Here is a 9949-nt window from a genome sequence, read left to right as displayed (position 1 = left end):
GGGCCGTCGGGCCCCGCCGCGCGGATCCGCCGCTCCCGGCCGATCAGAGCTTGTCCGGGAAGTAGTGCTGGAAGGCGAGCCGGTAGTCGGGCGAGTTCTGCAGGCTGTAGAAGACGACGCGCTCGCACCAGGCCTTCTGGCTGTCCACCACCTTGGCGAAGAAGGGGTCCTCCATCAGCGGCGGCAGGATCTCGTCCCACGCCTCGAGCTGCGCCTGCAACACGGATTCGGGCGTGCGCTGGACGTTGACGCCGGCCTCCGACTGCAACTCGGCGAGATCGGCCGAGTACTGGTTCATGGCGAGCGCGAAATTGGCCAGGTGCGCCGCCTCCACGCCGTAGCGCAGGATCGCCTGCAGGTCGGGATCGAGGCTCTCGAAGCGGTCCTTGTTGAAGATGTACTCGAAGGACTCGGAGGCCTGGTGGTAGGACGACAGCATGTAGTTCTTGGCCACGTCCTGGGCGCCGAAGCGCCTGTCGGAGGTCGGGTTGTTGAACTCGAAGCCGTCGATCACGCCGCGCTCCATGGCCGGCACGATCTCGCCGCCGGGAAGCTGCGCCACCGAGGCGCCCATCGCCTGGAACAGGTCGGCCGCCAGGCCCACCGTGCGGTACTTCAGGCCCTCGAGCTGGCTGGCGTCGGTGATCTCCTCCTTGAACCAGCCGAGCGGCTGGGCCGGCATGCCGAAGGACAGGAAGCCGACGACGTTGAGCCCGAGGATGTCCTGGGTCAGCTCGCGATAGAACTCGTAGCCGCCGCCATGGTAGAGCCAGGCGATCATCTGGTTGGCGTCGGCGCCGAACACCGGGCCGGTGCCGAACAGCGAGGCCGCCTTGTTCTTGCCGTACCAGTAGACCGGCACGGTGTGCGCGGCGTCGAGCACGCCGTCATGGCACGCATCCTGCACCTGGAAGGCACCGACCACGGCGCCGGCGGGCAACAGGTCGATCTTCAGCCGGCCGCCGGACATCGCCTCGACGCGATCGACATATTGCTGCGCCATCTCCTGGAAGACGTCGGAGGACGGCCAGGACGACTGCATCTTCAAGGTGACGGGCGATTGCGCCAGAACAGCCGGCGCGGCGAGTGCGCCGCCCGCTGCGGCGGCGCCGCCTGCGGCGGAAGTCTTCATGAAGCGACGGCGAGACATCTTCTGATTGGACATGATGCTCCTCCCAGAGCGGATTTCTTGTTTGTTTGGCTCTTGGAGGATATGCCATTGTCATGATGATGCAAGAGAGTCGAAAAACGGCACAGAGACTCGCCAGCCGAATCTATACACCGAGTCGAGGAAACGTCGTTATCGCTTTGACTGAATAAGCGTTCTCGTTTCTTCGCACATGCGAAACAACCGGCGTGCACCGTTCTTGCGGCTGCGCAGGGTTGTCTTGCGGCGCGTGCCTGGCGGCTACCAGCGGCCGGCGGCGCGGCCGGCGAGCGCCCAGTAGACCAGGCCGCCGACGGCGCCGGCGGCGATCAGCGCGGCGTTGACGTCCCAGCGCTCGCTGGCGCCCGGCACCGCGCCGCCGCGCGCCATCAGCATGCCGCCGAGCGCCGTGGCGGCGCCCAGCACGGCGTGGCTCAGCCAGTCGCGCCGCGCGAACAGCTCGGCGAACAGGATCGCCGCCACGGCGGGCGCGAAGGCGAAGGCGGAAAGCTGCAGCGCCAGCACCGCGGTGGCGGCGGCGAGGCCCGGCGTGATCTCGTCGGCCGTGCGCGGCAGCACGCCCGCTTCGCCGTAGGACAGCGCGACCAGGAAGACGGCCGCCGCGGCGAGCGCCAGCGCGTAGCCGAGCAGGATCAGGAAGAGCCGGCCGATCGCGCGGAGGAGGCGTCTCAAGCCTCGCCGTGTCCCGCGATCATCATCGCCTCGAGGGCCAGCCGGTCGGCCTTGCGCAGGCGCTCCGATTCCGACTTGAGCTGGCCGCAGGCGGCCAGGATGTCGCGGCCGCGCGGCGTGCGGATCGGCGAGGCGTAGCCGGCCCGGTTGACGTGCTCGGCGAAGGCCTCGATCGCCTCCCAGTCGGAACACTCGTAGCGCGAGCCGGGCCATGGGTTGAACGGGATCAGGTTGATCTTGGCGGGGATGCCCCTGAGCAGCCGCACCAGCGCGCGGGCGTCGTCGAGCGAATCGTTGACGCCCTTGAGCATCACGTATTCGAAGGTGATGCGGCGCGCGTTGGACAGGCCGGGATAGGCGCGGCAGGCCTCCAGCAGCGCTTCGAGCGGGTACTTCTTGTTGATCGGCACCAGCTCGTCGCGCAGCTCGTCGCGCACCGCATGCAGCGAGATCGCCAGCATCACGCCGATCTCCTCGCCGGTGCGGTAGATCTCGGGCACGACGCCGGAGGTCGACAGCGTGATGCGGCGCTTCGACAGCGACAGGCCCTCGCCGTCGGAGGCGATCAGCAGCGCCTGCTTGACGTTGTCGAAATTGTACAGCGGCTCGCCCATGCCCATCATGACGATGTTGGTCACCTTGCGGCCGGCGGCCGGCACGATGGCGCCGTCGGGCGTGGCGGCGTCGGGAAAGTCGCCGAGCCGGTCGCGCGCGACCAGGAGCTGGTCGAGGATCTCGCCGGCCGTCAGGTTGCGCACCAGCTTCTGGGTGCCGGTGTGGCAGAAGCTGCAGGTCAGCGTGCAGCCGACCTGGGAGGACACGCACAGCGTGCCGCGACCGTCCTCGGGGATGTAGACCGTCTCCACCTCGACCGGCCGGCCGGCGCCGCGCGGCGGAAAGCGCAGCAGCCATTTGCGCGTGCCGTCGGCCGACACCTGCTCCTCGGCGATCTCCGGCCGGGCGATGGTGAAGCGCGCGTCGAGCGCCGTGCGCAGCTCGCGCGAGATGTTGAACATGGCGGAGAAGTCCGACACGCCGCGCACGTAGAGCCAGTGCCAGAGCTGCTGCACGCGCATGCGGCGCTGCCGCTCCGGCACGCCGATCTCGGCCAGCGCCTCGGCGAGCCCGGCGCGGTCGAGGCCGATCAGCGGTCGCCGCGCGTCGGCCGTGCCGGCCGGGCGCAGCGCGGCGCGGCGGGCGGGCTCAAAGGTGTCGATCGAGACGCTCATCGCTCTGTCGGGGTCCTTTCGGCGTGTCGGCCGGCGCGGCGGCCCGGCCGCAACGGGGCGGCGGCCGCTTCGCTCGCCCGCTCATAGCACGGCGCGGCGGCGGCGGTCACGCAGGCGCCGGCAGGGCCCCATCTATGGCGTCGGGCCGGCCGGCGCAAGGCCGGCGGACCTCACGCGCCGGCCGGCGGACGCGGGCGCCCGCACCTGGCGGCGCTGCGGCCTACTTGCACTCGGAGATCGAGTTCAGCGCGTCGGTCAGGCCGAACAGCGAGAAGGAATAGCTGGTCGGGTTGCCGCGGCCGGAGGTGGCCGAGACGCTCATGTCGGCGCCCGCCTTCATGGCGGCGACGAGCTGCGGGCCCTGGCCGGCGTCCTCGAGCCAGGCCGACTTGCCGCGCGTGAACATGGAATAGGTGGCGTCGCCGACCGTGACCGTGACCTTGGAATCGCTCTGGAAGTCGTAGGCGGCGATGAACTGCGGCTCGTAGCCGCCGCCCTGGCCGGGCTTCTGGCTGACGAAGAAGAAGATGTCGCCGTGGTCGAGGCTGGCCGGGCGCTTCTCCTTCGGCACGCTCATCACGTAGCACACCTTGTTGCCGTCCGCCTGGTAGCTGTAGGTGCCCCAGTCGCGGAACTGGTCCATCGCCCGCGCCTGCGCAAAGGCCGGTGCGGCCGCGGCGAAGGCGAACAGGAATGTGAGTGTCGAGATCGCTCCACGCATCGTCATGACCGTTGTTGTTTTGCCCTGTCGTCGTTGCCTGTCCGGCCGCGACGTCGCTCGCCCGATGCGTAGAGAAACAGGGTTACCAAAGGGTGAACCGGCCTTTCGCCACCTGCCCCTGCGCCCGATATCGCCGCGGACGATCGCCGTGCGGCCCCACCAAGGATGGTCGGGTTCGTTCAACAGCAGGAAAAAGGCAACACTTTGACTGGTTTGCGGCGGCCGGACCGGCCCCGCCGCTCACCCCGCGTCGTCGAGCGCGCGGCGCGCGGCCAGCCGGTGGGCGGGGCGCATGTGGCTGCGGATCGCCGTCAGCGCCGCCGTCAGCACGGCGATGTCGTCGGTGAAGCCGATGCCGACGAGCACGTCGGGGATGGTGTCTGCCGGCAGCACGAAGTAGCCGAGCGCGGCGAGCAGCACGCCGCGCACGCGCACCGGCGTGTCGCGGTCGAGCGCGCAGTAGTAGCCGGCGACGACGTCCTCCATGAACGGCACCTGGCGGGCGGCCGCCTTGGCGGTGCGCCAGAAGCGGCGGCGCACGCGCTCCTCGCGGCGCGCCTCCTCCTCGGCGCCGACCGGCTCGAGGATCTCGCCGACCTGCGCCTCGTCCATCGCCGGCGCGTCGCCTGCCGCGCGGCCGCCGGTCCTGCCTGTGGTCCAAGCCTTCATGCCAGTCAATCTGGGCGCTGGGGCCGGGTTTTGCAAGCCTGCGGGGCTGCCGCTCAACCGCCGGCGTAGCCGTTCATGCGGCGTGCCAGGGCGACGTCGAGCTCGGTGACGCCGCCGGCGTCGTGCGTCGACAGCATCACGTCGACGGTCTTGTAGACGTTCGACCAGTCGGGATGGTGGTCCATCTTCTCGGCCGCCAGCGCGCTGCGCGCCATGAAGGCGAAGGCCTCGCCGAAATCGGCGAAGGTGAAGCGGCGCATGATCGAGCGGCCGTCCTCCGCCCGCGCCCAGCCCGGCAGCGCCGACAGCGCCTCGTCGATCTCGGTCTCGCTCAGCTTGTCTCTGGCCATCGTCCTGCTCCATGCTGTCGCCGGTGTCTGGCAACAAGGATAGCGCGCGCGCCATGGCCGCAAAGCCCGAGATGTCGATCCTGTTCGTGTGCCTCGGCAACATCTGCCGTTCGCCGCTGGCCGAGGGCGTCGCCGCCGCCGCCCTGGCGCGCAACGGCCTGGCCGGGCGGGTGGCGCTCGATTCGGCGGGCACCGGCGGCTGGCATGTCGGCTCGCCACCCGATCCGCGCTCGGTGGCCGTCGCCACCCGGCACGGCATCGACATCACCGCGCAGGCGGCGCGGCGGCTGACGGCGGACGATTTCGAGCGCTTTGATCTGCTTCTTGGCATGGACGCGTCGAATGTCGCGGCGCTGCGTGCCGCCGCTCCGCCGGGCGACGATGCGCGGGTGCACCTCTTCCTCGACTATGCGCTCGGCCGCCCGCACGACGTGCCCGATCCGTATTTCGGCGGCGCCGACGGCTTCGGCGCGGTCTACCGCACGATCCAGGAGGCGTCCGAGGCGCTGGCGGTGCGGCTCGCCGCGCGGCTGGAATCGCCGCCCAGCAGCGGCCAGGCCTCCTCGACGATGTAGGGTCCGCCGCCCACCGAATCCTTCGACGACATCAGCACGAAGCGGCCGACGCGGAACGGCGCGGAAGCGAAGTTGCCGCGCGCCGACAGGTACTTCGCCAGGTCGGCGGGGCTGGTGTTGCGCAGCCGCGCGAGGGTCACGTGCGGGGTGAACTTGCGCGGGTCCGCCGGCAGGCCGAGGCGCTGGCAGATGCGCTCGATCTCGGCCTGCAGCGCGTAGAGGTCGGGCGAGGCGGAGACGCCGGCCCAAACCGCATGCGGCTTCTTCTGGCCGAACGCGCCGACGCCCGACAGCGTCAGCGTGAAGGCCGGCCGGCGCACCCGGTCGAGCGCATCGGCGATCTCGTCGGCGACATGGCCTTCCACGTCGCCGATGAAGCGCAGCGTCAGATGGTAGTTCTCGACGTCGATCCAGCGGGCCCCGGGCAGGCCGCCGCGCAGCAGCGAGAGCGACATGGCCGCGTCGCGGGGGATCTCGAGGGCGGTGAAAAGGCGCGGCATGGCTCCCTCCTCGATTCGTGCTGTGGGTGCGAGCGAATCACCGATCGCCGGACGGGGCAAGCGGTTTCTCGGCCGGGTCGGCGTGCGCGGCCTGCGGCGCGGCGCGGGCCTCGGCGATGGCCGCCTCGACATAGGGCAGCGCGGCCTCGACCATGCGCGCGACGCCGGCCGCGTTGGGGTGCATGCCGTCGTCGAGCAGCAGCGACGGCTCGGCCGCGACGCCCTCCAGGAAGAAGGGCATCAGCACCAGGTCGTGGCGCGCAGCGAGCCGCGGATAGATCGCGTCGAAGGCGCGCGCATAGTCGGCGCCGAGATTGGGCGCGGCGCGCATGCCGGCGAGCAGCACGGTGATGCCGCGCGCCTCGAGCCGCTCGATCATCGCCGCGAGGTTGGCCTCGGCCTTGTCGACCGGCAGGCCGCGCAGCATGTCGTTGGCGCCGAGCTGCAGGATGACAAGATCGGTCTCCTCCGGCACCGACCAGTCGAGCCGGGCCAGGCCGCCGCCGGTCGTGTCGCCCGAGACGCCGGCATTGCTCACGCGCACGTCGTGGCCGGCGTCTTCGAGCGCCGTCTCGAGGCGGGCGGGAAAGGCGTCCTGCGGATCGAGCTGGTAGCCGGCCATCAGGCTGTCGCCGAAGCCGACGATGCGCAGCGGCTCGGCTGCGGCGGCAGGTGTGGCTGCGGCGAAACACAGCAGCAGCAAAACCGGAACGAAACGTTTGAAAGCCATGCTCGACGACCCATATGACGCGGGACCCGACCTGTCCCTCCCTCCCATATAGGACGTCCTGGCCGTGACAGAACCCGTCATCGAGTTGCAGCAGGTCTCTCTCACGCTCGGCGAGGGCGCATCCTCGGTGCATGTGCTCAAGGGCGTCGACCTCACGGTGGCGCGCGGCGAGGCGACGGCGGTCGTCGGCCCGTCCGGCTCGGGCAAGTCGACGCTGCTGATGGTCATCGCCGGGCTCGAGCGCGTCGACAGCGGCGCGGTGCGGGTCGCCGGCGAGGCGCTGGAAGGGCGCAGCGAGGATGCCGTGGCCGCCTTCCGCGGCCGCACCATCGGCATCGTTTTCCAGTCGTTCCACCTGATCCCCAACATGACGGCGCTGGAGAACGTCGCCGTGCCGCTCGAGCTCGCCGGCCGCGCCGACGCCTTCGCGGTGGCGCGCCGCGAGCTCGCCGCCGTCGGCCTGGCCGAGCGGCTGACGCACTACCCCGGCGAGCTGTCGGGCGGCGAGCAGCAGCGCGTGGCGATCGCGCGCGCGCTGGCGCCGGAGCCGGCGATCCTGATCGCCGACGAGCCGACCGGCAATCTCGACCAGGCGACGGGCCGGCAGATCGCCGACCTGCTGTTCGCCAAGGCGGCCGAGCGCGGCACCACGCTGGTGCTGGTCACGCACGATCCGGCGCTGGCGGCGCGCTGCACGCGGCAGGTCGCCATGCGCTCCGGCCGCATCGAGCCGGCCGCGGCCGCCAAGATCTCGGCCTGACCGCGATGGCCGGTCCCGCGCCTCTCCGCCTGGCCGTGCGCTTCGCGCTGCGCGAGATGCGCAGCGGGCTTGCCGGCTTCTTCGTCTTCCTCTTGTGCATCGGTCTCGGCGTCGCCGCCATCGGCGGCGTGAACTCGGTCGCGCGCGCCATCGGCTCGGGCGTCGAGAGCCAGGGCCGCGAGCTGCTCGGCGGCGACATCCGCTTCGAGCTGGTGCACCGCGAGATCGGCGACGACGAGCGCGCCTTCCTCGAGGGCTACGGCACGGTGGCGGCGAGCGCCAAGATGCGCTCGATGGCGCGGCTCGCCGACGGCTCCGACCAGACGCTGGTCGAGGTCAAGGCGGTCGACGCGGCCTATCCGCTCTACGGCACGCTGGTCACCGAGCCGGCGCTGGCGCCGGAGGCGCTGTTCGGGCCGCGCGACGGCGTCTACGGCGCCGCCGTGCCGCAGTTCCTGCTCGACCAGTTCGGGCTCGCGACCGGCGACCGGCTGATGCTCGGCGGCCAGGCCTTCGAGCTGCGCGCGGCGCTCGTCAGCGAGCCGGACGCGGTGTCGGACGGCTTCGGCCTGGCGCCGCGCATGCTGGTCTCGCTCGACGGGCTGCGCGCCTCCGGCCTGGTGCAGCGCGGCAGCCTGGTCGAGCACGCCTACAAGCTCAGACTCGACCGGGCGACCGGCACGGTCGGGCTCGAGGCGATCCGCGACAGCGCCGTCGCCGCCTTCCCCGAGGCCGGCTGGAGCATCCGCACGCGCAACAACGCGGCGCCGGCGCTGACCTCGAACATCGAGCGCTTCTCGCAGTTCCTGACGCTGGTCGGCCTCACCGCGCTGGTCGTCGGCGGGGTCGGCGTGGCGAATGCCGTGCGCGCCCATCTCGACGGCAAGCGGCCGGTGATCGCCACCTTCAAGAGCCTCGGCGCCTCCGGCCGGCTGGTCTTCGCCATCTATCTCGTGCAGATCCTGATGATCGCGGCGATCGGCATCGCCGGCGGGCTGGTGCTCGCCGCGCTGGCGCCGTTCGCCGCGCAGGCCGCCCTCGCCGCCATGCTGCCGCTGCCCGCCCAGGCCGGGCTCTACCCGGCCGCGCTCGGCGTCGCCGCGCTGTTCGGCGTCATGGTCACGCTGGTGTTCGCCATCCTGCCGCTCGGCCGGGCGCGCCACGTGCCGGCCACGGCGCTGTTCCGCGAGATGGGGCTCGGCGGCAACGGCCTGGCGCGGCCGGTCTATCTCCTCGTCGCCGGCGCGATCGCCGCCGCGCTCGCCGCGCTGGCCATCTGGTTTGCCGAGGAGCGCATGGTGGCGGCGATCTTCGTCGGCGCCACCATCTTCGCCTTCGTCGTGCTGCGCGCCGTCGCCGTGCTGGTCGCGTGGCTGGCGCGGCGCAGCCCGCGGGTGCGCTCGACGGCGCTGCGCCTGGCGATCGGCAACATCCACCGGCCCGGCGCGCTCACCCCCTCGGTGGTGCTGTCGCTCGGCCTCGGCCTGACGCTGCTCGTCACGCTGGCGCTGATCGACGGCAATCTGCGGCGGCAGATCGCCGGCAACCTGCCGGAGCGCGCGCCCAACTTCTTCTTCGTCGACATCCAGTCGACCGAGGTCGACGCCTTCGCCGACCTCATCGCCGACCGCGCGCCGGACGGCAAGCTGGTGCGCGTGCCGATGCTGCGCGGGCGCATCATGGCGCTCGACGGCGTCGACGTCGGCGAGATCGAGGCGCCGCCGGAGGCCGCCTGGGTGCTGCGCGGCGACCGCGGCATCACCTATGCGCGGAACGTGCCGGAGAACTCGACGCTGGTCGCCGGCGCGTGGTGGGACGCCGAACACGACGGCGAGCCGCTGGTCTCCTTCGCCGCCGAGGAGGGCCGCGAGCTCGGGCTCGCCGTCGGCGACACGGTGACGGTCAACGTGCTCGGCCGCAACATCACCGCGACCATCGCCAATTTCCGCCAGGTCGAGTGGGAATCGCTCGGCATCAACTTCGTCATGGTGTTCTCGCCCAACACCTTCGCCGGCGCGCCGCATGCCTGGCTCGCCACGCTGACCGAGGCGGACGCCACGGCCGACGAGGAGGCGGCGCTGCTGAACGCGGTGACGCAGCGCTTTCCCGGCGTCACCACGGTGCGCGTGAAGGATGCGCTCGACGTCGTCAACCGGCTGGTCGGGCAGCTGGCGACCGCCATCCGCGCGGCCGCCGCGGTGGCGCTCGTCGCCTCCGTGCTGGTGCTGTCGGGCGCGCTGGCGGCCGGCAACCGGGCGCGCGTGCACGACGCGGTGGTGCTGAAGACGCTGGGCGCGACGCGGCGCACGCTGATCGCCGCCTTCTCGCTCGAATATCTCATCATCGGCCTGGCGACGGCCGCCTTCGCGCTGGCCGCCGGCGGCGCGGCGGCATGGTTCGTCGTCGCGCGCATCATGAGCCTGCCGAACAGCTTCCTGCCGGAGGTGGCGGTGTCGACGATCGTCATCGCGCTGGTGCTGACGGTCGGCTTCGGGCTGGCCGGCACCTGGCGGGTGCTCGGCCACAAGGCGGCGCCGGTGCTGCGCAACCTGTGAGGCGCGGGCGGCCTGCCGCG

General features: G+C 71.6%; 11 protein-coding genes. 3 read left to right on the top strand and 8 right to left on the bottom strand.

Features of this window, described 5'->3' with window-relative positions:
* Positions 1-43: 43 nt before the first annotated feature.
* The 6 genes from N1F89_RS19620 to N1F89_RS19595 all read right to left on the bottom strand — a co-directional run bounded on the left by N1F89_RS19620 (position 44) and on the right by N1F89_RS19595 (position 4809).
* A complete protein-coding gene (locus tag N1F89_RS19620) occupies positions 44-1165 on the bottom strand; it encodes a TRAP transporter substrate-binding protein (protein WP_290086135.1) in 1122 nt (373 codons plus the stop codon).
* A 243-nt stretch (positions 1166-1408) separates the two neighbouring features.
* Positions 1409-1840, bottom strand: coding sequence for a hypothetical protein (locus N1F89_RS19615; protein WP_290086133.1), 432 nt, complete (start codon positions 1838-1840; stop codon positions 1409-1411).
* On the bottom strand, positions 1837-3069 hold the full coding sequence (gene rlmN, locus N1F89_RS19610) for a 23S rRNA (adenine(2503)-C(2))-methyltransferase RlmN (protein WP_290086132.1): 1233 nt from the start codon (positions 3067-3069) through the stop codon (positions 1837-1839). The genes N1F89_RS19615 and rlmN overlap by 4 nt, the downstream gene beginning before the upstream one ends.
* A 220-nt stretch (positions 3070-3289) precedes the next feature.
* A complete protein-coding gene (locus tag N1F89_RS19605) occupies positions 3290-3796 on the bottom strand; it encodes an invasion associated locus B family protein (protein WP_290086131.1) in 507 nt (168 codons plus the stop codon).
* A gap of 234 nt (positions 3797-4030) precedes the next feature.
* Positions 4031-4402: a YkvA family protein gene (locus tag N1F89_RS19600; RefSeq protein WP_290086136.1), complete on the bottom strand. Its 372-nt coding sequence runs from the start codon at positions 4400-4402 to the stop codon at positions 4031-4033.
* 110 nt (positions 4403-4512) lie between these two features.
* A complete protein-coding gene (locus N1F89_RS19595) occupies positions 4513-4809 on the bottom strand; it encodes a 4a-hydroxytetrahydrobiopterin dehydratase (RefSeq protein ID WP_290086130.1) in 297 nt (98 codons plus the stop codon).
* A 53-nt stretch (positions 4810-4862) separates the two neighbouring features.
* Here N1F89_RS19595 and N1F89_RS19590 point away from each other — a divergent pair, with 53 nt between their 5' ends.
* The gene (locus tag N1F89_RS19590; RefSeq protein WP_290086129.1) at positions 4863-5384 is read left to right on the top strand and encodes a low molecular weight protein-tyrosine-phosphatase; all 522 of its coding nucleotides are present in this window, start codon (positions 4863-4865) and stop codon (positions 5382-5384) included.
* Here the strand turns inward: N1F89_RS19590 and thpR are convergent.
* Positions 5285-5884: an RNA 2',3'-cyclic phosphodiesterase gene (gene thpR / locus N1F89_RS19585; protein WP_290086127.1), complete on the bottom strand. Its 600-nt coding sequence runs from the start codon at positions 5882-5884 to the stop codon at positions 5285-5287. The two genes, N1F89_RS19590 and thpR, sit on opposite strands and share 100 nt — an antisense overlap.
* Positions 5885-5921: 37 nt before the next feature.
* Positions 5922-6614, bottom strand: a complete 693-nt coding sequence (locus tag N1F89_RS19580) for an arylesterase (protein ID WP_290086126.1) — start codon at positions 6612-6614, stop codon at positions 5922-5924.
* Between the two features lie 64 nt (positions 6615-6678).
* Between N1F89_RS19580 and N1F89_RS19575 the strand changes: the two genes are divergently transcribed.
* Both N1F89_RS19575 and N1F89_RS19570 read left to right on the top strand, forming a co-directional pair.
* Positions 6679-7374, top strand: a complete 696-nt coding sequence (locus tag N1F89_RS19575) for an ABC transporter ATP-binding protein (protein ID WP_290086125.1) — start codon at positions 6679-6681, stop codon at positions 7372-7374.
* 5 nt (positions 7375-7379) lie between these two features.
* A complete protein-coding gene (locus N1F89_RS19570; RefSeq protein ID WP_290086124.1) occupies positions 7380-9929 on the top strand; it encodes an ABC transporter permease in 2550 nt (849 codons plus the stop codon).
* Positions 9930-9949 lie beyond the last annotated feature (20 nt).

This window comes from Aquibium sp. A9E412 (assembly GCF_030398335.1).
Lineage (GTDB): Bacteria > Pseudomonadota > Alphaproteobacteria > Rhizobiales > Rhizobiaceae > A9E412.
Note: the sequence above shows the minus strand (reverse complement) of the source record. Positions and strands in the feature narration are given on the sequence as shown.